The organism is Microbacterium sp. P03 (assembly GCF_043556235.1).
Lineage (GTDB): Bacteria > Actinomycetota > Actinomycetes > Actinomycetales > Microbacteriaceae > Microbacterium.
This window is the reverse complement of sequence record NZ_JBIGIM010000001.1, coordinates 1,228,335-1,254,519: the sequence shown is the minus strand read 5'-3', so window position 1 is coordinate 1,254,519 and position 26,185 is coordinate 1,228,335. Positions and strand designations below refer to the sequence as shown.

Annotated in this window: 24 protein-coding genes; 13 read left to right on the top strand and 11 right to left on the bottom strand. The window is 68.3% G+C overall.

What is annotated here, in order from left to right; translation table 11 throughout:
* Positions 1-50: 50 nt before the first annotated feature.
* The 4 genes from ACFXOO_RS06100 (at position 51) to ACFXOO_RS06085 (ending at position 5,193) form a co-directional block, all read left to right on the top strand.
* Complete coding sequence (locus ACFXOO_RS06100) at positions 51-1,727, top strand: DUF885 domain-containing protein (RefSeq protein ID WP_394563046.1); 1,677 nt, start codon at positions 51-53, stop codon at positions 1,725-1,727.
* Positions 1,728-1,824: 97 nt separating this feature from the next.
* Positions 1,825-2,874: an LLM class flavin-dependent oxidoreductase gene (locus tag ACFXOO_RS06095; protein ID WP_378839376.1), complete on the top strand. Its 1,050-nt coding sequence runs from the start codon at positions 1,825-1,827 to the stop codon at positions 2,872-2,874.
* A 124-nt stretch (positions 2,875-2,998) separates the two neighbouring features.
* Complete coding sequence (locus tag ACFXOO_RS06090; protein WP_394563044.1) at positions 2,999-4,378, top strand: MFS transporter; 1,380 nt, start codon at positions 2,999-3,001, stop codon at positions 4,376-4,378.
* Between the two features lie 50 nt (positions 4,379-4,428).
* Entirely contained in the window at positions 4,429-5,193 is a 765-nt protein-coding gene (locus ACFXOO_RS06085) for an SGNH/GDSL hydrolase family protein (RefSeq protein ID WP_394563042.1), read from the top strand.
* A 241-nt stretch (positions 5,194-5,434) separates the two neighbouring features.
* On the opposite strand, the gene ACFXOO_RS06080 is transcribed toward ACFXOO_RS06085, so the two are convergent.
* Positions 5,435-6,919: a CitMHS family transporter gene (locus tag ACFXOO_RS06080; RefSeq protein ID WP_378839500.1), complete on the bottom strand. Its 1,485-nt coding sequence runs from the start codon at positions 6,917-6,919 to the stop codon at positions 5,435-5,437.
* Between the two features lie 201 nt (positions 6,920-7,120).
* On the opposite strand from ACFXOO_RS06080, the gene ACFXOO_RS06075 reads away from it, so the two are divergent.
* From ACFXOO_RS06075 to ACFXOO_RS06055, 5 genes are all read left to right on the top strand, one after another.
* A complete protein-coding gene (locus ACFXOO_RS06075; protein WP_378839369.1) occupies positions 7,121-8,791 on the top strand; it encodes an ATP-binding protein in 1,671 nt (556 codons plus the stop codon).
* Positions 8,792-8,793: 2 nt separating this feature from the next.
* Complete coding sequence (locus tag ACFXOO_RS06070) at positions 8,794-9,444, top strand: response regulator (RefSeq protein ID WP_394563216.1); 651 nt, start codon at positions 8,794-8,796, stop codon at positions 9,442-9,444.
* Positions 9,445-9,486: 42 nt separating this feature from the next.
* A complete protein-coding gene (locus tag ACFXOO_RS06065) occupies positions 9,487-10,458 on the top strand; it encodes a linear amide C-N hydrolase (RefSeq protein ID WP_378839365.1) in 972 nt (323 codons plus the stop codon).
* A 189-nt stretch (positions 10,459-10,647) separates the two neighbouring features.
* Positions 10,648-11,568: an AEC family transporter gene (locus tag ACFXOO_RS06060; protein WP_394563041.1), complete on the top strand. Its 921-nt coding sequence runs from the start codon at positions 10,648-10,650 to the stop codon at positions 11,566-11,568.
* A gap of 104 nt (positions 11,569-11,672) precedes the next feature.
* Entirely contained in the window at positions 11,673-12,224 is a 552-nt protein-coding gene (locus ACFXOO_RS06055; RefSeq protein ID WP_378839360.1) for an HdeD family acid-resistance protein, read from the top strand.
* Between the two features lie 70 nt (positions 12,225-12,294).
* Here the strand turns inward: ACFXOO_RS06055 and ACFXOO_RS06050 are convergent, their stop codons facing one another.
* The gene (locus ACFXOO_RS06050) at positions 12,295-13,080 is read right to left on the bottom strand and encodes an SDR family oxidoreductase (protein ID WP_378850621.1); all 786 of its coding nucleotides are present in this window, start codon (positions 13,078-13,080) and stop codon (positions 12,295-12,297) included.
* A gap of 140 nt (positions 13,081-13,220) precedes the next feature.
* On the opposite strand from ACFXOO_RS06050, the gene ACFXOO_RS06045 reads away from it, so the two are divergent.
* The 4 genes from ACFXOO_RS06045 to ACFXOO_RS06030 all read left to right on the top strand — a co-directional run bounded on the left by ACFXOO_RS06045 (position 13,221) and on the right by ACFXOO_RS06030 (position 16,057).
* Positions 13,221-13,691 (top strand): NfeD family protein, encoded by a 471-nt coding sequence (locus ACFXOO_RS06045; protein WP_378839355.1) that lies wholly within the window; start codon positions 13,221-13,223, stop codon positions 13,689-13,691.
* Positions 13,688-14,767: an SPFH domain-containing protein gene (locus ACFXOO_RS06040; RefSeq protein ID WP_378839352.1), complete on the top strand. Its 1,080-nt coding sequence runs from the start codon at positions 13,688-13,690 to the stop codon at positions 14,765-14,767. Before ACFXOO_RS06045 ends, ACFXOO_RS06040 begins: the two co-directional genes overlap by 4 nt.
* A 16-nt stretch (positions 14,768-14,783) precedes the next feature.
* A complete protein-coding gene (locus tag ACFXOO_RS06035) occupies positions 14,784-15,581 on the top strand; it encodes a glycerophosphodiester phosphodiesterase family protein (RefSeq protein ID WP_378850624.1) in 798 nt (265 codons plus the stop codon).
* Positions 15,582-15,673: 92 nt separating this feature from the next.
* Positions 15,674-16,057, top strand: coding sequence for an RNA polymerase-binding protein RbpA (locus ACFXOO_RS06030; protein WP_378839347.1), 384 nt, complete (start codon positions 15,674-15,676; stop codon positions 16,055-16,057).
* A 12-nt stretch (positions 16,058-16,069) separates the two neighbouring features.
* Here ACFXOO_RS06030 and lnt read toward each other — a convergent pair whose 3' ends face one another.
* The 9 genes from lnt to ACFXOO_RS05985 form a co-directional block, all read right to left on the bottom strand.
* A complete protein-coding gene (gene lnt / locus ACFXOO_RS06025) occupies positions 16,070-17,623 on the bottom strand; it encodes an apolipoprotein N-acyltransferase (protein ID WP_394563039.1) in 1,554 nt (517 codons plus the stop codon).
* Between the two features lie 49 nt (positions 17,624-17,672).
* Positions 17,673-20,183: a DEAD/DEAH box helicase gene (locus tag ACFXOO_RS06020; protein ID WP_394563038.1), complete on the bottom strand. Its 2,511-nt coding sequence runs from the start codon at positions 20,181-20,183 to the stop codon at positions 17,673-17,675.
* Entirely contained in the window at positions 20,180-20,932 is a 753-nt protein-coding gene (tatC, locus tag ACFXOO_RS06015) for a twin-arginine translocase subunit TatC (protein ID WP_378839497.1), read from the bottom strand. Before tatC ends, ACFXOO_RS06020 begins: the two co-directional genes overlap by 4 nt.
* 64 nt (positions 20,933-20,996) lie before the next feature.
* Positions 20,997-21,275 carry a twin-arginine translocase TatA/TatE family subunit gene (gene tatA / locus ACFXOO_RS06010; protein ID WP_394563037.1) on the bottom strand — a complete coding sequence of 93 codons (279 nt, stop codon included), beginning with the start codon at positions 21,273-21,275 and terminating at the stop codon, positions 20,997-20,999.
* Between the two features lie 144 nt (positions 21,276-21,419).
* Positions 21,420-22,382, bottom strand: a complete 963-nt coding sequence (locus tag ACFXOO_RS06005) for a helix-turn-helix transcriptional regulator (RefSeq protein ID WP_378850635.1) — start codon at positions 22,380-22,382, stop codon at positions 21,420-21,422.
* Entirely contained in the window at positions 22,379-23,374 is a 996-nt protein-coding gene (locus ACFXOO_RS06000; protein ID WP_394563036.1) for a helix-turn-helix transcriptional regulator, read from the bottom strand. Before ACFXOO_RS06000 ends, ACFXOO_RS06005 begins: the two co-directional genes overlap by 4 nt.
* 48 nt (positions 23,375-23,422) lie before the next feature.
* On the bottom strand, positions 23,423-24,370 hold the full coding sequence (locus ACFXOO_RS05995) for an FKBP-type peptidyl-prolyl cis-trans isomerase (protein ID WP_378839331.1): 948 nt from the start codon (positions 24,368-24,370) through the stop codon (positions 23,423-23,425).
* Between the two features lie 9 nt (positions 24,371-24,379).
* Positions 24,380-25,441 (bottom strand): tRNA (adenine-N1)-methyltransferase, encoded by a 1,062-nt coding sequence (locus ACFXOO_RS05990; RefSeq protein WP_394563035.1) that lies wholly within the window; start codon positions 25,439-25,441, stop codon positions 24,380-24,382.
* On the bottom strand, positions 25,438-26,127 hold the full coding sequence (locus ACFXOO_RS05985) for an HAD family hydrolase (protein WP_394563034.1): 690 nt from the start codon (positions 26,125-26,127) through the stop codon (positions 25,438-25,440). Before ACFXOO_RS05985 ends, ACFXOO_RS05990 begins: the two co-directional genes overlap by 4 nt.
* Positions 26,128-26,185: the final 58 nt, after the last annotated feature.

Sequence of the window (26,185 nt, the reverse complement as noted above, 5' to 3'; positions counted from 1 at the left end):
GTCCCGTCGGATGTTTGTCGGGATCGGATCGCGTGCCTAGGCTCGATGACATGACCGAGTCCTCTCGTACCCCCACCCCCGTCGACCAGATCGCGGACGCGTGGGTCGACACCGTCTCCGAATTGGCTCCCACAGCGGCCACCTACATCGGGCGCTTCGAGTTCAACGATTGTTTCGGCGACTACTCTCCTGCGGGGGTGGACGAGCTGGCGCGTCAGGCCCGTTCGACTTTGGCAGCGCTCGACGCAGCGGAGCCGGTGGACGAGATCGACCGCGTGACGCAGGAGGACCTCTCCCGTGAGCTGCGCCTGGACGTCGAGATGCACGATGCCGGGTGGCACCTGCGCGACCTCAACGTGATCGCGTCTCCCGCGCAGGACATCCGCGCCGTCTTCGACCTCATGCCGACGGCGACCGCCGACGATTGGGGCGTGATCTCCACCCGCCTCAAGGTCCTCCCCGGCGCCATCGACGGGTACATCGCCACCCTGCGCGAGGGAATCGCACGCGGCACGGTGCCGGCACGCCGCCAGGTGCGGGAGGTCGTCACCCAGATCGCCCGCTACACGAGCGACGGCGGATTCTTCGTCGAATTCGCGGGTGGCGCGGCGCCCGAGAACGGCCAGCTGCCGGCATCACTCGCGCGCGATCTGGCTGACAACGCCAACGCCGCGCGTGTCGCCTACGACGAGTTGGCCGCGTTCCTCGCGAGCGACCTCACCGCCGCGGCATCCGAGCACGATGCCGTCGGGCGCGACCTCTACGCACTGCACTCCCGTCGCTTCCTCGGCGCGACGATCGATCTCGACGAGACTTACGAGTGGGGCGTCGAGGAGCTCGCGCGCATGGTCGCCGAACAGGAGTCCATCGCGAACGAGATCACGGCAGGGGCGTCCGTGGAAGAAGCCGTGGCGTTCCTCGAGGCCGACGACACCCACAAGCTGCGCGGCACCGCCGAGCTGCAGCAATGGATGCAGGCCACGAGCGACCGGGCGATCGACGAGCTGGGCCGCACACACTTCGACATCCCCGAGCAGATCCGGCGTCTGGAGTGCATGATCGCGCCCACCAACGAGGGCGGGATCTACTACACCGGCCCGACCGACGACTTCTCGCGCCCCGGCCGCATGTGGTGGTCCGTGCCGGAGGGGGTCTCGACGTTCGACACGTGGCGCGAGCTGACGACCGTCTATCACGAGGGCGTTCCGGGGCACCACCTGCAGATCGCGCAGGCCGTGTACAACCGCGCCGAGCTCAACTCGTGGCGCCGCCTTCTGGCTGGAACGTCGGGGCACGCCGAGGGATGGGCGCTGTACGCCGAGCGCCTCATGCAGGAGCTCGGGTTCTTGAACGATCCCGCGGACCGGCTCGGGATGCTGGACGGTCAGCGCATGCGCGCGGCCAGGGTCGTCCTCGACATCGGCGTGCACCTCGGAAAACCCCGGCTGGACGGCTCCGGCACCTGGGATGCGGACTATGCCCTCGACTTCATGCGCCGCAACGTGAACATGTCGGACGAGTTCGTGCAGTTCGAGGTCAACCGCTACCTGGGTTGGCCCGGGCAGGCGCCCTCCTACAAGGTCGGGCAGCGCATCTGGGAGCAGGCGCGCGACGACTACGCGCTGCGCAAGGGCGCGGCCTTCCAGATCAAGGAGTTCCACAAGACCGCTCTCGACCTGGGCGGGGTCGGCCTCGACACCCTGCGGACGGCGCTCGCCCGCGCCTGAGAGAGCGCGCTCGGGAATGCTGTGCACCGTTCTGCGTTGGCACAGGGGTACGGTGTATTCACGCGCATAGATCTTCTCTTGAGAAAGAAGGCTTCCCATGGCCATCACGGCTCCCGACCCCGCCGCGATCCAGCTCGGACTCGACACGTTCGGCGATGTGACCCACGATGCGACGGGGCGACCGCTCAGCGATGCGCAGACCATCCGCAACGTCGTGGACCAGGCCGTCCTCGCCGACCAGACGGGGCTCGCTTTCTTCGGTATCGGTGAGCATCATCGGCCCGAGTTCGCGGTCTCGAGCCCCGAGATCGTCCTGGCCGCGGCTGCGGCGCGCACGACGCAGATCCACCTCGGGACGGCGGTGACCGTTCTCTCGTCCGACGACCCCGTGCGGCTGTACGAGAGGTTCGCGACGCTCGACGCGATCTCGAACGGCCGTGCCGAGATCATCCTCGGACGCGGCTCGTTCATCGAGTCCTTTCCGCTGTTCGGGTACGACCTGCGCGATTACGAGACGCTCTTCGAAGAGAAGCTCGGGCTGTTCGCCGAGCTGCTGAAGGAGGATCCCGTGACGTGGCAGGGCACGACGCGCGCGCCGTTGTCGGACGCGAACGTGTTCCCGAAGACGGAGTCCGGCCTCACCGCGTGGATCGGCGTGGGGGGAACGCCCGAGTCGGTTGTGCGCACGGCGCGCTACGACATGGGACTCATGCTCGCGATCATCGGGGGACCGGCCGCCCGCTTCCGCCCGTTCGTCGATCTGTACCACCGGTCCCTGCCTGCCTTCGGTCATGACCCGAAGCCGATCGGCGTGCATTCGCCCGGTCATATCGCCGAGACCGACCAGCAGGCGTGGGACGAGGCGTACCCCGGGTTCGAAGCGATGAACAACACCATCGGCCGCGAGCGCGGATGGCCCACCTACAACCGCCTGCGGTTCCAGCACGATGTGGGCCCCGAGGGATCCGTGTACTCCGGTTCGCCCGAGACGGTGGCGCGCAAGATCGCCGACACGGTACGGACGCTCGGAGCGACGAGGTTCGACATGAAGTTCTCGAACGGCACCCTCTCGCACGACAAGATGATGAAGTCCATCGAGCTCTACGGCACGCGGGTCGCACCGATGGTGCGCGACCTGCTCGCCTGACGGCCTGTCGAGCCTCGGGGATCCGCCGAGATGCGGATGCCCCGATCAGAGCGGTCCGACGTTCGCGGGATCTCCGTCATCCGGACGCGCCGCGCGGGGGCGCGGCATCCGTAGCATGGCGTTCATGACCGATGCCGAACCGCGCGTGGCGACCACGCTGTCCGACCGCCTGGATCGCCTGCCGCTGACGCGCCGGCACGTGCGCGTGCTCACCGGGTCGGGCATCGGCTGGGCGCTGGACGCCATGGACGTCGGACTGATCTCGTTCGTCATCGCGGCGCTGGCCGTGCAGTGGAGCCTGGTCCCCGAGCAGACCGCGTGGATCGCATCCATCGGCTTCGTCGGCATGGCGATCGGCGCGAGCCTCGGCGGACTGCTCGCCGATCGATTCGGTCGTCGGCAGGTGTTCGCCGTCACCCTGCTCATCTACGGCCTCGCCACCGGGGCGAGCGCTCTTGCCGGTGGCCTCGCCATGCTCCTGGTGTTCCGGTTCTTCGTGGGACTGGGTCTCGGCGCCGAGCTGCCCGTCGCCTCGACGTACGTGAGCGAACTCGCGCCGGCGCGCATTCGCGGACGCTTGATCGTCATTCTGGAGGCGTTCTGGGCGATCGGCTGGACGGCGGCGGCGCTGATCGGCTTCCTCGTCATCCCCGGCTCCGACGACGGATGGCGCTGGGCCTTCGCGCTCGGTGCCCTCCCCGCCCTGTACGCGCTGATCGTGCGCTGGGGTCTGCCGGAATCCCCGCGGTGGCTCGAGCGCCGCGGTCGCCACGACGAGGCGGAGGCGGTGGTGCGCTCCTTCGAGGAATCCGCGGAACGCTCGACCGGGAAGACGACGACGGATGCTCGGCCGTCGGTGACCGCGGCATCCCTCGGCGCGCAGCATCCCGTCGCCTCCGGCGTCGCGGCGCGGGTCTCGGCGCTGTGGGCACCGGAGTTCCGCGTGCGGACGGGCGCGCTGTGGCTCGTCTGGTTCTGCGTCAATTTCTCGTACTACGGCGCGTTCATCTGGATCCCGACGATCCTCGTCTCGCAGGGGTACGACCTCGTCCGTTCGTTCGGGTTCACCCTCCTCATCACGCTCGCCCAGCTGCCGGGGTACGCCGTCGCGGCATGGCTGATCGAGGTGTGGGGGAGACGGGCGACCCTGTCGGTGTTCCTGGTGGGCTCGGCCATCGCCGCGATCTCTTTCGGCACGGCGTCCGGAGAGGCGGCCGTGATCGGTGCGGGGATGGCGCTGTCGTTCTTCAATCTCGGGGCGTGGGGTGCGCTGTATGCCGTGACGCCCGAGATGTATCCCACCTCCCTGCGTGCGACCGGCTCGGGATGGGCCGCCGGCGTCGGTCGGATCGCGTCGATCATCGCGCCGCTCACGGTGCCTCCACTGCTGGCACTGGGTGGGGCTCCGACGCTGTTCGTCGTCTTCGCGGTGTTCTTCGCAGTCGCCGCCGCCGGTGCGTGGGGTCTGGTCGACCGACGAGGCCGATCGCTCGACGATCGTTAGCGTCCCTCTCTGCGGTTCGTCGCCGAGTGCACGCGCCGTAGGGTGGGAACGTGGCATCCGTTCGCTTCGTCGCCATCGGCGACTCCTTCACCGAGGGCGTCGGCGACGAGCTGCCCGAGGGTTACGTACGCGGCTGGGCCGACCTGACGGCGCAGGGGTGGGCGACCTCCATGGGCGAGCCGATCGAATACGCCAACCTCGCGATCCGAGGAAGGCTGGTGTGGCCGATCATCGAGCAGCAGCTCGAGCCGGCGCTGGCGCTGAGGCCCACGCATCTGTCGTTCAACGGGGGAGGCAACGACATCCTGCGACCGCGGGCATCGGTCTCGGATATCGCCGACGCGTTCAGCCGGGTGCTGCGCCGGTGCGATGAGGAGGGGGTGCGCCTCATCCTGCTCTCGGGCGCGAACCCGTCGGCGCAGCTGCCCATGGGACGGGTGTTCCAGCGTCGAGGCGATCTGCTCAGCGCCGCGGTCCTCGAACGCATACAGGACCGCCCGGATGTCTGTCGTGCGTTCAACTGGCCGGACCGCGAGCTCTCCCAGCCGTCGTTCTGGTCGGCCGACCGACTGCACATGAATGCGCGCGGACACCATCGCGTCGCCGCGCGGGTCCTCGACGCACTCGGCTGCGACGTGCCGGCCGGCTGGTGGTCGCTGCCCGTTCCACCTGCGTCGCTGCGTCCGTCGGGTGCCGCGTACTACCGTGAATACGTCGGTCCGTGGGTGCGGCGTCGCCTCGCCGGCACGTCCTCCGGCGACGGGCGGGCTGCCAAGTACCCCGACTGGGTCAAGATCGCCCCCGCGTCGGTCTGACCCGGGCGCCTACTACCGCGCCGCCGCGAACGGTCGACCCGCCGCGCCGCCGCGAACGATCACCCCGTTGCGCCCCCGCGAACGGTCGCCATGTGCCGCTTCGACGAGGCGACAGACGGCATGTCGCGACCGTTCGCGCGTGTTTGGCGGCGTCGCCCGCCGTCGAGCGGTGTTCCGGTGAGCGACGGGAGCCCGCGGCACCGAAGTGCCGCGGGCTCCCGCTGGATCGAGCGCAGGTGATTCAGAAGAACGGAATGACGCCGACGACCACACCGACCAGCAGCATGACGAGCGACACGACGGTCGCCCGCCACAGCACCTTCTTGTGGTGATCGCCGAGGTTCACGCCGGCGAGCGAGACGAGCAGCAGGATGGCGGGCACGAGCGGGCTCTGCAGGTGCACGGGCTGTCCGGTGATCGATGCGCGTGCCATCTCGACGGGAGTGATGCCGTAGTTCGCGGCGCTCTCGGCCAGGATCGGCAGGATGCCGAAGTAGAAGGCGTCGTTCGACATGAAGAACGTCATCGGGATCGACAGGACGCCGGTGATCACGGCGAGGAACTGACCCATCGAGGGCGGCACGATCTCGACGACCCAGTCGGCCATCGCGCTGACCATTCCCGTGCCGTTGAGCACGCCCACCAGGACGCCTGCCGCGAGCACCATCGACACGACGCCGACGATGCTGGGCGCATGCGCCACGATCTCGTCGGCCTGGCCGCGCAGCTTCGGGAAGTTGATGATGAGCGCGAGCGCCGCACCCACCATGAACACATAGGGGAGTGGCATGAGGTCGAGCACCAGGAGCACCATCACCGCCAGCGTGAGCGCGAGGTTCACCCAGATGAGCTTGGGTCGCAGGGTGGCGCGGTTCGGGTCGAGCATCGTGTCGGCCATCATCGTGTCGACGTCTTCGGCCTCGAGGACGGCCGTCTCGGCCGCGCCCGCGCCGACGGGGGTGCGGCCGCCGCGGCGGAGGGTGGGGATGCCGGTGGTCGAGAGCGTCGCCGGTGCGCCCGGCTTGACCTCGGCACCCTTCACGGCATTGGGGGCGAAGAGCTTCTGGCGCCAGCCACCCGTCGCGGCCGGTGCCGCAGACGCAGGAGCAGCGGCGGCAGCGGGGGAGTAGTCCAGCGAGACGAGGCGCTTGCGCTCCCCGAGTCCGAGGAACCACGCGAAGGTGAGCGCCACGATCAGGCCGACCGCGAGCGAAGGCAGCATCGGGACGAAGATGTCGGTCGCTGAGACGCCGAGCGCAGCGGAGGCGCGCACCGTCGGGCCGCCCCACGGGACGATGTTGAGCGTGCCGTTCATCAGGCCCGCGACGCACGTCAGCACCACAGGGCTCATGCCGAGGCGCAGGTAGATCGGCAGCATCGCCGAGGTCGTGATGATGAACGTCGTCGACCCGTCACCGTCGAGTGACACGGCGCCGGCGAGGATGGCCGTACCGAGCACGACCTTCGCCGGGTCGTTGCCGAGGAAGCGAGTGATGAAGCGGATGAGCGGGTCGAAGAGCCCGACATCGATCATGATCCCGAAGAACATGATCGCGAACATGAGCAGCGCAGCGGTGGGTGCGAGGCTTCCGATCGCCTCCATGACCATGTCGCCGAGCCCGAGCCCGGCTCCCGCGAACAGGCCGAAGATCGTCGGCACGATGATGAGGGCGACCATGGGCGTCAGCCGCTTGGTCATGATGAGCACCATGAACGTGAGGATCATGGCGAATCCGAGTATGACGAGCACGTCGACTCCTTCGTCTGTGATGATGCGTGTGCAGAACCGTCGGCGGTTCGCGTTCCGCCGAAGATATTGCAGCGGATGCCGCGGCATCCGGTATCTCGCATTCCTGCAGGTATTGCGCATATCGTGGGTTCTGCGCGTTTCGCTCAATCGACGCGCGTCGGCCGAGCGGAGGCGATCATGCGGTTCTCGACGCAGCTGCTCCTCTGGCAGCTCGCGAGCGTCATCGCGGTCGTCGGGGTCTGCACCGCCGTGTTCACCTGGCTCGGCGTGCAGCAGCTGCGAGCAGAAGCCGAGTCGGCGTCGCTGAGCATCGCCCGCACCGTGGCCGCAGACGGGGACGTGCGCGCGCTGGTTGCGCGCTACTCCGCCGACCCGGGGACACCGGAGGCAGACGCATTGCGGGGCGGAGACCTCGAGACGCTCGCCGCCGGCGTCGAACGATCCACCGGTGCGCTGTTCGTGGTGATCACCGATGACCGCGGCATCCGGCTCGCCCACCCCGACCCCGCGCGACTCGGCGAGGAGGTCAGCACCAGCTACGCCGACGCACTGGCGGGCCGCGAGAACGTCGCCTGGGAGTCCGGAACACTCGGCGAGTCCGCCCGAGCGAAGGTGCCGGTCTACGGTCCGGGCACGACTACGCCGGTCGGCGAAGTCAGCGTCGGGTTCGCGCGCGCCAGCGTCTTCGATGATCTGCCGCCGCTCCTCATCGGCGTGGGGGTGGCTGCGCTCCTGGCCCTCGGGATCGGTGCGCTCGTCGCCTTCTTCGTCCGTCGGCGCCTCGAGCGATTGACGCTGGGCGTGCAGCCCGAAGAGCTCGCTGCGCTCGTGCAGAACCAGGCGGCCGTGCTCGACGGGGCGGGGGAGGGCGTCGTCGCGTACACGGTCGACGGACACATCACCGTGGCGAACACGGCGGCGCGCAGACTGCTCGGGCTCGGCGACATCGTGGGACGGGGCATCCGCGATCTCGACCTGCCGGCCGACCTCGTGGCCGCGATGGGCGTTGATTCCGCTCGCGACGCGGACGCTCCGATCGTCCTCGGCGATCACGTGGTGTTCGTCGATGCGCGGCGGGTGTCGAGGGCGGGCCGCGATCTCGGCGTCGTCGTGGTCATCCGGGACCGCACGGACGTCGTCAGACTGAGCGAGCGGCTGGAGAGCGTGGCGACGATGACGAACGCCCTGCGCGCGCAGCGGCATGAGTTCGCCAACCGGCTGCACGTGGCCGCCGGGCTGATCGACGCGCGCCGAGTGACGGATGCCCGTGCCTACCTCGACGAGGTGCTCGAGGTCTCGCGCGCCTCGCCGGCAGAGGGCGACGTCGCCGGAGTGGACGAACCCTTTCTGCGCTCGCTCCTGGAGGCTCTCTCGGTCGACGCCGCGGAAAGGGGCGTTCGCCTGCACGTGGGAGAGCGCTCCCTGGTTCTCGGGCAGGTGGCCGCACCCGAGGATGTCGCCACGGTGCTCGGCAACCTCGTCGACAATGCGATCCGTGCGGCGATCGCCGCGCCCGAACCGCGATGGGTCGACGTGGAGCTGCTCGACGACGGGGACACGCTCGTGGTCACCGTCGCGGATTCCGGCGGGGGAGTGGCGGACGCCGCGTCGCTGTTCGACCGCCTCCCGGGCGTTCCCGATGTGGTTGCCGGCGACGACGTGCACGGACACGGGATCGGCCTCCCGCTCGCGCGCGACATCGCCCGACGGTTCGGCGGAGACCTCTGGCTGGTGGAGCCGGGTGGCGGGGGGAGTGGGGCTGTGTTCACCGCACGCATACCTCGGACGATGGCCGCGGGTGCCTCCGGCGGCGTCTCCTACGAACAAGCTGAAGGAGACGCTCCGTGACGATCGACGCATACCGGGTGCTGATCATCGATGACGATTTCCGCGTAGGAGGTCTGCACCGCGACATCGTGGCCGGAAGGCCCGGCTTCGCGGCCCTCGAACCCGTGCGCGGCGTACGGGAGGCCCGGGCGGCCGTGCGCGACCAGCAGCCGGATCTGCTGCTCTGCGACGTCTATCTGCCGGACGGTGACGGTATCGGCTTCGTGGCCGAGTCCGACGTCGATGCGATCGTGATCAGTGCGGCGACGGACGCGCCCACCGTCCGCCGCGCCCTGCGGGCAGGCGCGCTCGACTATCTCGTCAAGCCCTTCGATGCCCGCCTGCTCGGCGACCGGCTCGACGCTTATCGTCGTTTCCGGAACGTCCTCGGCGACGACCGCCGCGTGGATCAGGAGACGCTCGAGCGGGCGCTTCAGGTGCTGCGGGGGCGGGAGACCGGCGCGGGCTCCACGGCGCAGCCGGCGACCGAGCGACTCATCCTCGAGCGGCTCGGCGAAGGCGAGGCATCCGCCAACGACATCGCCGAGCGCATCGGCGTCTCTCGCGCCACCGCACAGAGGCACCTCGCCGCCCTGGCGGCCCGCGGTGCCGTCGAGGTGAGTCTGCGCTACGGCACGACCGGGCGTCCGGAGCACCGCTACCGCGGACGGTGAGGGGGAGCGCGACTCCCGCGGGCGTGGGATACGCTCACCGCTATGTGCACGCGGATCCTGTGGAACACGAACGACGTCGCGGTCACGGTCGCACGATGCATGGACTGGCAGGTGAGCGACGAGCCCGAGCTGTGGTTCGTCCCCCGCGGCACCGAGCGTCGGGGTGCACGGGACGCGGCATCCGCCCACTGGACCTCCCGCTACGGCAGCATCGTCACGAGCATGTGGGGGATGGGCACGGTCGACGGCATCAACGATCGTGGCCTCGGCGTGCACGCGCTGTACCTCGATCCGGAGGATGTCTCGTTTCCCGACGACGACGGTCGACCCGCCGTCGCGAACGCCATGTGGGTGCAGTATCTGCTCGACAACTACGCGACCGTGGCGGAGGCGGTCGCCGACATCGATCGCGTGCGCATCACCTCGCCGACATTCCGCGGCATTCAGCTCGGTATCCACATCGCGCTCGAGGACGCGTTCGGGGACTCGGCCGTGATCGAGCCGCTGGACGGTGAACTGGTCGTCCACCACGGGCGGGAGTTCACGGTCATGTCCAATTCTCCGACGCTCGACAAGCAGCTCGAGAACCTCGCGCGCTTCCGTCCGTTCGGCGGTGAACTGCCGCCTCCCGGTGACATCACGTCCTCCGATCGGTTCGTACGGGCGGCCTACTTCCTGCACTACCTGCCCGCGCCCGAGAACGTCGAGGAAGCGGTCGCGGGTGTCTTCCAGCTGATCGCGAACGTCTCGGTGCCGTACGGCGCCCCGTACTCGACGGGCGACGTCTATCCGACCTGGTGGCGTGCCGGAGCTGATCTGACCGATCGCGTCTACTACTTCGGTTCGACGCGGAGCCCGAACATCTTCTGGGTCTGCCTCGACGATCTCGCCGACATCTCCGAGGTGCGCAAGCTCGACCCGCGGGAGCTGACGCTCGTGGGCGATCAGACGGCGCACCTGGAGCCGTCGACGCTCGCGTACGGAGTCGACGCGGAAGCCGTCGCTACGCCCTAGGCAGCGCGACGGGGCCAGCATCGGGGAGGGGAGGCCGGTGCGGGCAGGGAGCCCCGATCGGCCCGCCTTCGCCCGAGCTGACATAATGTGCATTATCGGCAAGTGCGGAGAGCGGTTCGACCCCTTCCTGCTCGTGCGCTGACATGGCGTGGGCACGGGCGGACGCGCGTGTCCTCCTAAGCTCGAACCATGTGGGAGACGCTGACGGGGTTCGTGGTCGTCGGAGTCGCGATCCTCGTCGGCTACATCATCGGCCGCATCGATCTGCTCGGCGAACACGCACGCCCGGTGCTCAGCCGGCTCACGTTCTTCGTGCTGTCGCCGTTCCTCCTGTTCGTCGTGCTGGCGCAGGCCGATGTGCACACGCTGTTCTCCGCACTGCTTCCCGTGTCTGCGATCGCCGCTGCGGTCGTCTTCCTGATCTACGGCCTCGTCGCCCGACTCGTGTGGAAGCGGCGTGCCGCCGAGACCGTCATCGGCGCGCTGTCGGCGGGCCAGGTCAATTCGAACAACATCGGCATCCCGCTGTCGTTGTACCTCCTGGGCAGCGCCGCGTATCCCGCGCCCGTGATCCTCATGCAGCTGCTGGTGTTCACGCCCATTTCGCTGGCGATCCTCGACGCGGTCACCAGCGGCCAGCGAGCCCTCCTGCCGATCGTGCGTCGCACGCTGCTCAACCCCATCGTGCTGGGGTCGGCGCTCGGGACGCTCGTGTCCGTCCTCGGCCTCCGTCTCCCGCCGATCGTGATGGACCCCGCGCAGCTCATCGCCAATGCGTGCGTTCCGGTCCTGCTGATCAGCTACGGCATCTCACTCCACGGCCAGAAGGTGCTCGGAGCCTCAGGCCGTCGACGCGACGTGGTCCTCGCCTCGGCGCTCAAACTCCTCGTGATGCCCGTCGTGGCGTGGGCCGTCGCGGCGCTGGTGTTCCGTCTCTCGCCCGGCGACGTCCTCATCGTCGTCGTGCTGGCGGCCCTTCCCACCGCCCAGAACGTGTTCAACTACTCGCAGCGCTACGGGGTCGGTGAATCGATCTCCCGCGACACGGTCTTCCTCACCACGATCGGATGCGTACCCGTCCTCCTGGCGGCGGTCGCACTCCTGGGGTGAGCGCGACACGATCGTGTCCTTCGCCGTGGCATCCGTGATGCGACGACGCCGCGGCGCTACTCTGGGGTGGGAATTCCCAGTCAACTCCCAGAAAGGACACTCGCATGTCCACAGCATCAGCCGAGAAGTCGGCAGTCAACGGCATCCGCACCGCACTCGGCGTCGGAGGCGTCATCGCCCTGATCGCCGGGCTCATCATCATCTTCCAGCCGGCCGCCGCGGCGCAGTTCGTCACGATCATCATCGCGATCTATGCCATCGTCGGCGGGTTGATCTACGCCGGTCTCGGGGTGTTCGCGAAGTCGATGGGCGGATGGTCGCGCGTCGGCCACATCGTGCTCGGCATCCTCTTCATCATCGCCGGTGTCGTCGCCTTCGCGAACCTCGGTGCCACGACCGCCTGGCTCGCGATCTTCGTCGCGATCCTCGTGGGCATCATGTGGGTGGTCGAGGGCATCGTCTCGTTGACCACGCTCAGCGGCTCGGCGTCGAAGGGCCTGTCGATCTTCTTCGCGATCGTCAGCATCATCGCCGGCCTCTACCTGCTGTTCAACGCCCTGCTGGGTGCGATCGTGCTGTGGTGGCTGCTGGGCATCATGCTCGTGGTGCTCGGCATCATCCAGATCGCCCGCGCCTTCACCTGGAAGGCCGTCTGATCTCCTGACGCGCACGAAGAACGGCCCCCGGATGTGATCCGGGGGCCGTTCTCCTGTTCACCGCATCGTCTCACTCGGCGACGAACGACGTCACGTCGCCGACGAGTCGGGTGTGGTCAGCGGGGATCGGGTCGACGGCCGCGAGCGCGACCTCCGCGGCGAACTCGCTCACGTTGTAGAGCTTGCCCGCCGACTCGCGGCGAGACGAGATCGCGCCGGGGTTCGCGCGCTCGAGCAGCGTTGCGGTGATGGTGCCCTCGATCATGTCGCCCGAGACCACGACGAAACCGATCCCGCGCGCCTCGAGCGTGGGGATGAGCTCCCGCAGGGCGTCCTCCCCCGCGCGCTTGGACTTCGCGACGGGCTCGTATTCGGGCATCGTCGGGGTCGTCCGGATGAAGTGGGCCTGGTGGCTCGTCACGAACACGACGCGCGATCCCTCACCGAGGAGCGGCAGGGCGGCGTTGAGCACCCGTACCTGGGCGTCGCGATTCAGTTGCAGCGCGTAGTCCTCCGCCATCCCCGATTCCATCCCGCCCGAAGCATTCAGCACGAGGACGTCGAGCGAGCCGAAGGTCGACCCGACCTGCGCGAAGAGCTCCTGCACGGATGCCTCGTCCGTGAGGTCTGCGCCGACCACCAGTGCCTCGACTCCGAGGCCACGCAATTCGGTGGCGAGCTTCTCGGCGCGGGGCGCCTTGTTGCGGTAGTTGATGACGACGTCGGCTCCGGCGTGGGCGAAGAAGCGCACGGTGTCGGCGCCGATTCCGCGCGACGAGCCGGTGACGAGCGCCTTCTTCCCATCGAGGGAATGCGGAGGGAGGGATGGGGACACGGGTACTCCTGACGGTTCCATGGTGAGGGCCGGCTCGACGGTCGCGTCGTGACGGCGTCATGACCCTACCAAGGGCGGGTTCGGTCGACCGGGATGCGAACGGCCTTCCGGGTCTCCCCGCGCACTGCCGTGCTAGCGTCGAAGGAACGAGGGAGTGCGCCATGGAATTCATCGAGACCATCGAGCAATTCGCGTGGATCGGCTGGCTCGTGCTGATCCTGCTGTTCCTCGTCATCGAGATGCTCACGCTCGATTTCACCTTCCTGATGCTGAGCATCGGCGGCCTCGCGGGGCTGGGAGCCGATCTTCTCGGTGCCCCGATCTGGTTGCAGGTCATCGTGGCCGCCGCCGTCGCGGCCGTCCTGGTCTTCGCGCTGAGACCGCCTCTCCTGCGACGTCTGCACCGAGGCGAGGACAAGACACCGAGCAACGTCGATGCGCTGGTCGGCCTGCCGGGCCTGGTCGTGTCGACCGTGACGTCCGTCGGTGGTCAGGTCAAGCTGTCCAACGGAGACATCTGGACGGCACGCACTGCCGACCGCACCGTCCTCGAACCCGGAACGACCATCCTCGTCAGCCGAATCGACGGCGCCACGGCGCTCGTCCTGCCCAAGGAGGAACTGACCGCATGACCCCCGAGGAATTCGTCCCACAGGCGATCGGATGGCTTCTCGCCCTCGCGGTCCTCATCTTCGTCGTCGTGGTGATCGCTCGTGCGATCCGCATCATCCCGCAGGCATCGGCCGGCGTCGTGGAGCGGCTCGGCAAGTATCACAAGACGCTGACGCCGGGTCTGAACGTGCTGGTCCCGTTCGTCGACCGACTCCGGCCGCTGATCGACATGCGCGAGCAGGTCGTCTCGTTTCCTCCGCAGCCCGTCATCACCGAGGACAACCTCGTCGTCTCGATCGACACCGTCGTCTATTTCCAGGTCACCGATGCGCGCGCTGCGACCTATGAGATCGCGAACTATCTCGGAGCCGTCGAGTTGTTGACCACGACGACGCTTCGCAACGTCGTGGGTGGGCTCAACCTCGAGGAGGCGCTCACGAGCCGGGACAACATCAACGGACAGCTGCGCGTCGTCCTCGACGAGGCGACCGGCAAGTGGGGTATCCGCGTCGGCCGTGTGGAGCTCAAAGCGATCGACCCGCCGCACTCGATCCAGGACTCGATGGAGAAGCAGATGCGCGCCGAGCGCGACCGTCGTGCGGCGATCCTGACGGCCGAGGGCTCCAAACAGTCCCAGATCCTGGAGGCCGAAGGACGCCGCCAAGCGGAGATCCTCAAGGCCGAGGGCGACAAGCAGGCTGCCGTGCTCCGCGCCCAGGGCGAATCCGAGGCCATTCAGATGGTGTTCGACGCGATCCACGTCGGCGACCCGGACGAGAAGCTCCTGGCCTACCAGTACCTGCAGACCCTCCCGAAGATCGCGGAGAGCCCGTCGAGCAAGCTCTGGATCATCCCGAGCGAGCTGACCGAGGCGCTGAAGGGCATCGGCGACGCGTTCGGCGGCAGGGACACCCCGTCCGCGCCGCGTGCGCCCCGTGGAGCTGCGCCGCGACAGTACTCGCCGTCCGAGACCGCGCAGGCGGCGAACGAGGCGGCCGCCCAAGCGGCCCGGGAAGCGGCGGAAGTGGCGAAGAGCGCCGAGTCCGTCGCGCTCGCGAGCACCGCACGCGACGCACCCACCGCCGCCGCCGAATAGCGGCGCCGTTCCATCGATGCACCCCTGGTTCGAACGCACGGAGCTGCCGCGTGTTCTGGCTCACCGGGGACTGGTGACCGCGGATGCCGCGGACCACGGCGTGACCGAGAATTCGTTCGCGGCCGTGGCACAGGCGCACGCGGCAGGCGCGATCTACGTCGAATCGGACTGTCACCGCACGAGCGACGGTCGCATCGTCCTGTTCCACGATGACGACCTGCTGCGCATCACCGGTGACCCCCGGCGGGTCTCGCAGGTGACGGAGCGCGAGCTGGAGCACCTGATGGCGGATCGCGGTGGTTTGATCAGCCTCCCCCAGGCTCTCGAATCCTTCCCGACCCTCCGATTCAACCTCGATGTGAAGGCGCCCGATGCCGCCGCAGACGTCGGGCGTCTCGTGGCGAAAGACGGAGCACGGGTCCTGCTGACGAGCTTCTCCGATGCGCGGCGGCGGGCGGCCTGCGAGGCGGCGGAGAGCGAGATCGAGCGGCGCGGTGAAGGCATCCGACCGGCCACCTCGGCGGGTGTGAAGACCTTGGCCAAGGTCGTCTCGGCGGTCGCGCTGCGTTCCGCCGTTCTGGTGCGTCACGCCGTGGCCGGAATCGATGCGCTGCAGATTCCCGAGCGCCGCGGACGCCTGGCGGTGCTGTCCCCCCGCCTCATCGAGTACGCCCATCGAGCGGGCGTCGAGGTGCATGTCTGGACCGTCAACGACCCCGCCGAGATGCGCCGGCTGCTCCACCTCGGGGTCGACGGTCTCGTCACCGATCGAGCGGATCTCGCGCTCTCCGTGGTGGCGGAGAACCGCCGCTGAGCATCGTCTGTGAATGGCTCCTGAACCGGTGCGCTTCGGATGATCCGCACAGGTGGCGACGTTATACCGGAGAGTAACGAGAGGACCACATAATGGCAGACCGCAGCTTGCGCGGCATCCGACTCGGCGCCCAGAGCCTACAAAGCGAAGACGGCGTCGTGTTCCATGAGCGCGCCCAGCACATCTACTCGTGCACGTCGTGCGGACGTGACACGACCATGACCTTCGCCGCCGATGCAGAGGTACCCCCGGCATGGGAATGCCGCACATGCGGAGCAGAGGCCCTGTTGCGCGTGGGTGAGGGTCACGCGACCGTCGACCACAGCGAAGACAAGGTGGCGCGAACACACTGGGACATGCTTCTCGAGCGTCGCTCGCTTCCCGAGCTCGAAGAACTTCTGGAAGAGCGTCTGGCGTACGTCCGCTCCCGTCGCGGAGCCGGCGAAGATCCGGCCACTCAGAAGATCAGCGCCTGACCTCCTGACGTCTCAGACGCCGGTCCCTTCGGGGGCCGGCGTCTTCGCGTTGCGCCGGCGCCGACCGAGCACGCCGCAGAGCGCAAGAGCAAGCAGGCTCCCCCACCCGATCACGTTCTTGACGGCCTCTCCGATGATCACGGCAGGCGTCGACCCCGACCGCAGGGGGACATCGGTCAGCATGTGTCCGGCGACGTCCGCCGGGAGTGCATCGATCGTGGTGCCATCGGGCGCGATCACCTGACTGGTGCCGACCGTGCTGATGTTCACGACGGACCGGCCGGTCTCGATCGCCCGCATCCGCGCGAACGCGAGTTGCTGCAGGTTCTCGTCGGTACCGCGGAAGTCGGCGTTGTTCGTCTGGAACATGTAGACCTCCGCTCCGTCGTCAGCGCCGTCCCAGATGACATCGTCGTAGATCACGTCGAAGCAGATCGCCAGACCCACTCCGACGCCGTCGAGATCGATGAACGGCGCCGCGGTGCCGGGCGTGTACTCCCGACCGATCAAGCCGATGAGGTCCGGCGCGAGCGTCTCCCAGAACCACCGGTCGGGTACGACTTCACCGAACGGCACGGGGTGCCTCTTGTCGTAGGTCTGCACTGCTCCTTCGCCGGGCTCCCACAGGAGCGCGGAGTTGAAGTACCGGCCGTCCCGTGCGGTGACGGCACTCACCAGAAGCGGTGCTCCGAGCTGCTCGGAGAGACCGTCCAGCACGTCGGCCGTGACGTCGTCGTCGGTGGGGTCGGAGTCGACCCCACCCTCGGGCCAGAGGAGCACGTCCATGGACTGGCCGAGCAACGGCTCGGTGGCTTTCAGCTGGGCATTCAGCACCGCATTCTCCGTACGCCGGTCGAAATAGCCGGCGGGACCGTTGCCCTGCACGGAGCCGACGCGCAGGCTGCCCTCCGCAGTCGTGGGGAACTGCGGAACGAGCAGCAGCACGAGCGCCAGGACGGCGACGGGTGCCGCGGTCAGTGGCCGGCGGAAGCGGCCGATCCTCACGTATTCGATGGCTGCGGCGCAGAGCATGACCATCACGAAGGTGAGCCCCGAGACGCCGATCCAGGATGTGAGGTGCGCGAGCGGGCTGCCCGCCTGGGTGATGCCGACGCGTCCCCACGGGAATCCGCCGTACGGCTGTGATCCGACGATCTGCTCGCGAAGCGTCCACAGACCGGCGACGAGCATCGGCAGCACGATCAGACGTGCACCCACCCCGGACAGCACCCGCGGCAGCCATCGGTACGCCCACGCGATGGGGACGGCGCCCAGCGCCGTCAGGAGCGACTCGAGCATCGCCAGAGCGATCCAGGGCACGGGGCCCAGATAGCGGGCGGTGAAGAAGAGGTTGACGAAGAAGAAGGCGGCACCGAAGACGAATCCGACGAGGAACGCCGACCAAGCCCTGCGGCCGATCAGTCCGACCAGGCCGAGAGCCACTCCCGGGAAGGCCATCGGCCACCACGACAGTGCAGGGAACGCCGTGCACAGCACCAGGCCGCCGACGGCAGAGGCGACCGACGCCGCCCACAGCGGGAGGAGCGGGCGTGGGGCGAGGGGCACGCATCCAGCCTACGTGGGCGCCGTCGCTCCCCCGCCGCCCCCGCGGCGATCACACCGAGCTGTAGGCGACGATGCCGCGTCGGACGGACTCGAGAGCGGTGCGGGCCGTCCTGGCGACCTCGGGCTGAGCGACGAGCGACAGTTGGTCCAGGAGGTCGATCGTCTGCTTGGTCCAGCGCACGAAATCCCCCGCGGCCATGTCCGCGTCGGCCAGGACGCGGTCCAGCAGGACGCCACGAGCCCAGGAGTGCATCGGCTGCGCGAGCCCGGCGGCGATCGGCTCGGTGCCGGGGAGCCGGTGATCGCGTTCCAGATCATCCAGTCGCGACCACAGGTCTTCGGTCTCGCTCAGCGCCCGCCGGAACGCGCCGCGGGGCAGCTGATGCTCTCCGGGGGGTCCCTCGTCTCGTCGGGGCTCGTAGACGAGCGAGCAGGCGAGCGCCGCCAGCGACGGGGCATCGAGGTTGTTCCACAGTCTGAGCCGGAGGGATTCGGCTACGAGCAGATCACGCTCACCATAGATGCGGCGCATCGTGCGCCCCGTCGGGGTGAGAGAGGCGTCCGTGCCGTCGAGCTGTACGTATTCGAGTTCGGCGAGCACCTCGACCACGCGGTCGAAGATGCGCGCAACCGTTCCCGTGCGGGTCTGGATCTGCTGTCTGAGCTTGTCGGTGTCGCGCCTGAGCTTCCAATAGCGCTCCGCCCACCGCGCGTGCTGCTCGCGGTCGGGGCACTGGTGCGAGGGATGCCGTTGCATCCGCCGTCGCAAGCCGCTCAGTTCCCGCTGGCGTTTCTCCCGGGTGGCACGGGACGCCGTGACGTCCTTGCGATTGAGCTTCTCGAGATCGCTCAGGTCACGGCGGATCTCGGAGTACTCCACGAAGTCGCCGCGGTCGCAGGTCATGGACTTCGCGTACCCGGCGAGTGACACCTCCGCTTCGCGCACCTGGCGCGCCAACCCCACGACGGAGCGGTCGGCCTGGAACTGCGCGAAAGACGACTCCAGCACCTCCCGTGCGCGGGGGCGACCGAACTGGTCGATCAGGTTGACCGCCATGTTGTAGGTCGGGCGGAAGCTCGAATTCAATGGATAGGTGCGACGCGACGCGAGAGCGGCGACCTGCTGGGGGTCGAGTCCCTCGGTCCACTGGATGACCGCGTGGCCCTCGACATCGATTCCGCGCCGGCCGGCACGACCGGTGATCTGGGTGTACTCCCCCGACGTGATCGCCACCCGAGCCTCGCCGTTGAATTTCTCGAGCTTCTCGAGGACCACGGTGCGCGCGGGCATGTTGATGCCGAGGGCAAGGGTCTCCGTGGCGAAGACCACCTTCACCAGCTTGCGACGGAACAGCTCCTCGACGACTTCCTTGAACGCGGGCAGCAGCCCGGCGTGGTGTGCGGCGACGCCCCGCTCGAGGTTGTCGAGCCACTCGTAGTATCCGAGCACGCCGAGGTCTTCATCGTTCAAGCTGCGGGTGCGGTCCTCGACCACCGCTCGGATCTCGGCGCGGTCCTCGGCGGTCGTCAGGCGCACGCCAGACCGCCGTACCTGCTGCACCGCGGCGTCGCAGCCCACGCGACTGAAGATGAAGAAGATCGCCGGCAGGAGAGTGGCGCGTTCGAGGAGCCTGACGACGTCGGGGCGGTCGATGCGCTCGATGCGCTGCACGTTCGAGGGACGCACCGGCCGCTGTCCGCCCTTGTGGGGTCGGCGGCCCGACGGCGCGTGCCGTGATCCCCCGTTGCGATCCGTGGCGCTGTTCATGCTCGACGCACGCCTGTTGTTCTCGAACGTCGGCCCCTTGAACGACCGGATGCGCATGAGCTCCTGATTGACCTGTGCAGTCGCGATCCCCGCTCGGTCGTCGAAGAGCGGCAGGAGATCGCCGCGCACGAGGACGTGCTGCTCGAGCGGAACGGGGCGGATCTCGGAGACGATCACCTCGGTGTCGCCGCGCACCGTGTCGAGCCAATCGCCGAACTCCTCTGCGTTGGACACGGTCGCCGAGAGCGAGACGAGCTTGACGCGGGGAGGCAGGTGGATGATCACCTCTTCCCACACGGCGCCGCGGAAGCGGTCGGCGAGGTAGTGCACTTCGTCCATCACGACGAAGCGCAAGCCGCGCAGCGCCGGCGAGTCCGCGTACAGCATGTTGCGCAGCACTTCGGTCGTCATCACGACGATGCGGGCGTTGCCGTTGATGTTCGTGTCGCCGGTGAGCAGGCCGACCTGATCAGCGCCGTACACCTCCTGCAGTTCGCGGAACTTCTGGTTCGACAACGCCTTCATCGGCGTGGTGTAGAAGGCCTTGTCGGGTGGCCCGCCGTCGGTCTGCGCAAGCATCGCAAGATGAATGGCGAACTCGCCCACGATCGTCTTGCCCGCTCCGGTCGGCGCCGCGACCAGCACGCTGCGCCCGTCTTCGAGCGAGTGGCAGCCCGCGATCTGGAAGGGATCGAGGTCGAACGCGAGCGACGCCGCGAATGCCAACGTCAGCGGATGGGACTGCGTCTGACGGGCCCGAGCGAACCTCTCCGCCGGACTCGCCTCGGTCACGGAGTTGCCCCGGGCACCATCAGATCGGGGGCACGCTTGGCTCGTCTGCGATCAGACAGCACCGCGACGCCCACTGCGGCGAAATACAGGATGAGCATGGGGATCGCCAGCAGGAACATCGAAATGACGTCAGCGGCGGGGGTGGCCAGTGCGGTGAACAGGGTGATGGCGAGGATGGCGAATCGCCAGCCCTTGAGGATGGCGACGCCACTCATGATGCCGGCGAAATTGAGCAGGACGAGGAAGACGGGAAGGACGAAGGCCACCCCGACGACGAGCATCAGCTTCAGGATGAAGTCGTAATAGTCGTTCGACGTGAAGTAGCTCGCGGCTCCCTCGGGCACGAAGGAGGCCATCAGCTCGATGATGTGGGGCATCACGAGATAACCGGCCGCGACACCCGCGAAGAACAGCGGGATGGCCGCACCGAGGAAGCCGACGGCGTAGCGGATTTCCTTGCGCGTGAGTCCGGGAGAGATGAACAACCAGATCTGCGAAAGCCACACCGGAGCGGACAGCAGCAGACCGACGGCGAAGGCGATTCTGACCCGCAGGTCGAAGGCGCCTGTCACCGTGCTGAAGTTGAGCGCTGCATTGCCCGTGCGCTGATTGATCACGTCCACCGGAACGGTGAGCAGGTCGATGATCGGCTCGGAGAGGAAGAACGCCGCCACCATGAAGACGATCAGTGCCGCAGCTGAGATCATCAGCCGCTTGCGCAACTCGACGAGATGGCCGCCGAGCGACATCCTCTTCTCGCCCCGCGCGGCGCCCGTGGCGCGGCGCGACGCTCGAGCCGTCGTCACAGCTTGGTCAGGGCTTGGGTGCGGCGGTGTCGCTCACGATGGGCGTCGCATCAGCGCGCACGGTGGGGAGCGTGGTCTCGGCGACCGGGTTGACCGGCGCGGCGACGGTGTCCGTCTTGCCGGCGACCGTGGCGTCATCGTCCTTCATGGCCTTGATCTCACCCTTGAAAACGCGGGCCGACTGGCCCATGCTCTTGGCGAGCGCGGGCAGCTTGGCCGCGCCGAACAGCAGGAGGATCACGGCGAGGACGATCAGAAAGTGCCACCCTGTAAGTCCTTGGAACATGTCGTTTCCTTCCGAAGCGGTGTCTGAGAAGTCTAACCCGAGGCTCAGGTCAGACGGCGGGTCGCTCGCCGCACGCTGGGCATCCGCAATACATGTTCGTAACGAGGCGGCCATCGGATGGAGTTCCGCGGTCGCACCGTCGCGTCAACTGTACTGCGCCAGACCCGCCTCGGCCCAGGCCACCGCGGCCTGGCGCGCCGACGCCGGCTCGAGGATCTCCACATCCCCGCCTCTGCGGGCCACCAGCCGCCGCAGGGCAGCGTCGTCGGGCAGCCGGACGGTCGCGACCGAGACTCCGTCCGCGGTGGAGATGTCGGCGCGTTCGAGATACTCGCCGAGAAGCGGCGCGACGGACTCCGGGTAGCGGATGCGCACCTGCACATCGTCGTCCCCCGGCTCGAACATCGCGGGCACCTCATCGGCCGCGTGCTCGCTGGGCAGGGAGGTCGGTACGAGATCGCCGACGCGGTCGAGGTGGAAGGTGCGCATGGCCTCACGCAGGTGACACCAACCCTGCAGATACCACTGCCCGTTGGAGATGAGCACTTTGACCGGATCGACGGTGCGCGTCGTGGGCGCGGCATCCGGAGCCTTATAGGTGAACGACACGGCGACGCCCGCCTTCAGGGCCGATGCGACGGCGTCGCGCACCGCGTCGACGGGTCCCGGTGCGACGATCACGTCGACGGGGGCGCTGGAGGCGCCGCGCGCGAGCTTGGCGAGCAGCTGAGAGAACAGAGCGGTGTCACCGACGCCCGGGAGGGTTCTGGCGAGTTGGAGACCGGCCAGGAGCGCAGCAGCCTCGCGCGAGGTGAGTTTGGGCGATCTTTCGAGACCCACGCTGTTCGTGATGACGATGAGGTCGCGCTGGTCCAGCAGATCCCAATCGATGTCGAAGAGGTCGTTCGACATCTGCCAATAGCCGCGTTCGCCGGGCAGGCCGATCACCGTGAGCTTCTCGACCATTCCGCGCATCTGGTCGATCGTGACATCGAACTCGTCCGCCGCTTCGGCGACCGAGACTTCGCCTTTCGTGAGCAGATAGGGGACGAGCTGCAGCATGAGGGCAGCCCGGTCGGTGGCGACGAGCGGCTTCTGAGCGTTCACGACGATCCTCCGTTGCGTTCGAGAGCGTTCTCGAGCCGGGCGATGACCTGCAGGCGCAGCTCTTCCGGTTCGACCACGCGCACTTCGGGACCGTAGGAGGCCAATTCGTCGGCGAAGACATGCACGTCCACGTAGGGCACGTGCATCCCCTGGTCGGCCGGTGAGCTTCGGCGGCCGAGTCGCAGCGCGGCTTCGGTGCCGGGGTTGACCTCCAGGAGCGCCCGCTGGCGAGCCGCGAGATCCTGCAGCCCCGCCAGGGCGCGCTCCCCCGCCCCTTCCCGGAGAGCCGCATCGAAGCTCTGTCGCGTCGCCTGCACCTCGCCCACGATGCGAGACAGCAGGAACGTGCGGTCGGATGCCGCGGCGAGGTCGATCCCGAAGACATGCCATCGCGCCTCGTACTCGACCAGCGCGAGCGGCTGGATCCGTCGGGTGCGGGGAGACTGCTCCCCCGGCTTCATGTACGGGAAGGTCACGACGCGGTGATGCTCGATGGCATGCTGCAGAGGGCCGAACGCCGGCTCGCGGACGCTGATGCGCGGCGCGAAGCCGATGATGGGCTCGTCGACGGCGATACCCAGGGCGCGGATCTTGCGCAGACCGCTTCGAGCATCGGCCGACATGGAACTCTGACTCCACATGCTTCCGGCCAGGGTGAGGAGGGCGATCTCCGCGGGCGCGAACTCGATGTCCACCGGCAGAGCGTATTCCGCGACGGGCACCCGGTATCGTGCTTCCCGGAGATCGTCGGGGTCTGCCCAGTCGCCGATGGTCTCGATCGGCACGCCCAGCCCGCGCAGGCTCTCCTTGTCACGCTCGAACATCTTCTCGAGTGCGTCCTTGGACGCCCCGGCATCCTGCTGCTCGCGATAGCCCGCCACGGAACCGAGGATGGCGTCCTTCGTCAGCCCCTGCTCGGTCGCCATGAGCGCGACCACGAGATTGACCAGCCGTTCCTCGGGCGGGTTCTTCGCGGCAGAGTTGGCGGGCATTCCCTCATCCTACGAGGGGCGTGCCGATGCGCGCGTGCTCCCTGCAGGTCACTGCGTCGCGGGCAGACCCGTCCCGAGCACGTCGACGACGTACACCGTGGCCGAGGCCGACGCACCCGATTCGGTGGCGTCCGCCGGAACGACCACAAGGAGCTGCGAGCCCACCGATGCTCCGGTCACGGCATCGGCGACGCCCGCGGGAAGAGTGCTCAGGTCGGTGGGTGCCGCGGGGCCGTCCCACGTCGTGTCGATGACCGAGCGGTCATCCCACGAGACCGATGTCTGGTGCAGCAGCACCGTGGAGTCGCCCGACACGGTCTCACCGGAGCCCTTGATCAGGGTCTGCACCGTGACCTCGGTGGGAGCGGTCGCCGCGGGGACGATGATCCCCGGTCGACCATCGGGCGCCCGCACCACCGTCGGCAGTCCGAGAGCGTCGTTGAACTGAGAATCACCCTCGGCGTGCGGAAGGTAGACGTCGGCGACATCGAACACCGCGACGATGGAGTCGCCCTCTTTCAGGCCGAGTTGGCTCGCCGCAGAGGCGGCGACGTCGGTGTACGGCATGCCCACCACGACCCGCGACCCGGCGGTCGCGCAGTGGAGCGCGTCCGGAAGGGTCGGGAAGAGCTGTTCACCCCAGGCCGAGAGTGCGCTGACACCGGTCGTGCCGTCGTGCGGGGTCTGGATGATCGTCGTCCCGGTCGTTCCATCGAGGATGGTGAAGTCGAGGACGATGACCTGCTCGTCGGACGTGATGGCCGTGCCTGTGCCGCGGGTGACGTCTTCGAACTCGGTGGCACCCACCTTGAACGGGGTGTACACGGAGACGTCGGGGGCGTCACCGCTGCCGTCGGCGATCGTGACGGCGTCGAGCACCGACGAATCACCGGATGCGGGTCGAGGACAGGTCGCCGCGCTGCCGCCGGCGGCACAGCCGACGAGACCGACCGAGGCCATACCGAGGACAGCGATCAGAGCGGGGATCTTGCGCACCGCAACAGTCTAGGCGTTCGTGTCTTCCGCGCCCGACCCGCTCGAGGTCGCGGCGATACGCGCGCCACCCACGGCGCGCTGCGCCTCGCGGACGCGCTTGCGGAGGTTCTTGTCGGTGATGTCGCGGTCTCCGACTGCTCCGGGTGTCCACAGCTCCACGTCCTCGTCGCCGTAGCTGGACTTCGACGCGCGGCGCTTCAGCTCAGGCAGGACGGCCCCGGGCGCCAGCCTTCGCGCCGAGATGAGGAATCCGGTGTGCGCGACCATCCGGTGGTCCGGACGCACCGCGAGTCCCTCGACATGCCAGCCGCGCACCATTGTCTCGGATGCGACCGGCTCCGTGAACAGGCCCGTCCCCCGCAGGAACTCGGCGACACGACTGAGCTGCGTGGCGGTGGCGACGTAGCAGAGCACCACTCCTCCGGGCGCGAGCGCATCGGCGACGACGTCGATGCACTCCCAGGGCGCGAGCATGTCGAGCACGACGCGGTCGACGGATGCCGCTGCCACCGTCTCGGGCAGAGATGTCGTGAGATCGCCGACGACGACGTCCCAGTTCTGCGGGGGTACGCCGAGGAAGGTCTCGACATTCGCCGCGGCCACTTCCGCGAAGTCAGCGCGACGCTCGAAGGAGAAGAGCCGTCCTGCGGGTCCGACGGCTCGGAGCAGCCACAGGGAGAGCGCGCCGGAGCCCACTCCCGCCTCCACGACGACTGCGCCGGGGAAGATGTCCGCGTCGGCGAGGATCTGCGCGGCATCCTTCGGGTAGACGATCGCCGCTCCTCGGGGCATCGACATGACGAAGTCGCGCAGTAGCGGCCGCAGCGCGAGATACTCGTGGTCTCCGCTGTTGCTCACGACCGATCCGTCCGGCAGGCCGATCAGCGCCCGGTGCTTCAGGACACCGTGATGGGTGTGCAGCTCGCCGCCCTCCCGGAGGGTGATCGTGTGCATCCGACCCTTCGGCCCGGTCAGCTGCACGCGGTCGCCGACGCGGAAGGGTCCGCTCGGGCGTGCGGACCCGCCGGGCAGGGAGTCGTCGTCGGTAGGTGTCGGGGATTCGAAGCTCATCGTGGTGCTCTCTGCCGCTGCGCGCGGCGGTGTTTGTGGAACTCTGCGACATCGTCGGCCGTCTTGCCCTCGAGCGTCGGCCACAGCACGTGCGCGCCGACGCCCGCCAAGGAGACCATCAGCGGAACGCCGATGACCGAGCCTCCGGCGGCGATCGCCGAGCGGAGCCCGTTCGGGGAGTCCTCGATGGCGACGGTGTCGACCGGATCGACGCCCAGGGACGCGCACGCCTGGAGGTAGGGGTCGGGATGCGGTTTCGGTCGCGTCACGTCGTCGCCCGCGACGACGAGGTCGAATGCCGGGAAGTCGATCAGGTCGACGACGGTCTGCGCCATCCGTCGCAGCGACATCGTCACGAGGGCCGTCTTGATCCCCCGTTCCCGCAAGTGCACGAGGAGCTCGCGGGCGCCGGGGCGGAAGGGGACGCCGTCGATGCCGAAACGACCCATGACGTCATCAGTCAGACGGTCGATGATGGCCTGCTCGTTCATCCTGACTCCGGCGTCCTGAAGGATCCGCGCGGAGTCCTCGAGGCCGCGGCCGACGAGGGTCAGCGCCTGCTCGTGCGACCAGGTGCCGCCGAAGCTCTCCACGAGCGGTTTCTCGGCGGCCATCCAGTACGGCTCGGTGTCGACGAGTGTTCCGTCCATGTCCCAGAGGACGGCGGCGGGTGCAGGAGAGGTCACTCGCCCCATGCTACCGACGCGCCCACATCGGCCCGTCGCCCGCCGTGAGCGCCGTGCG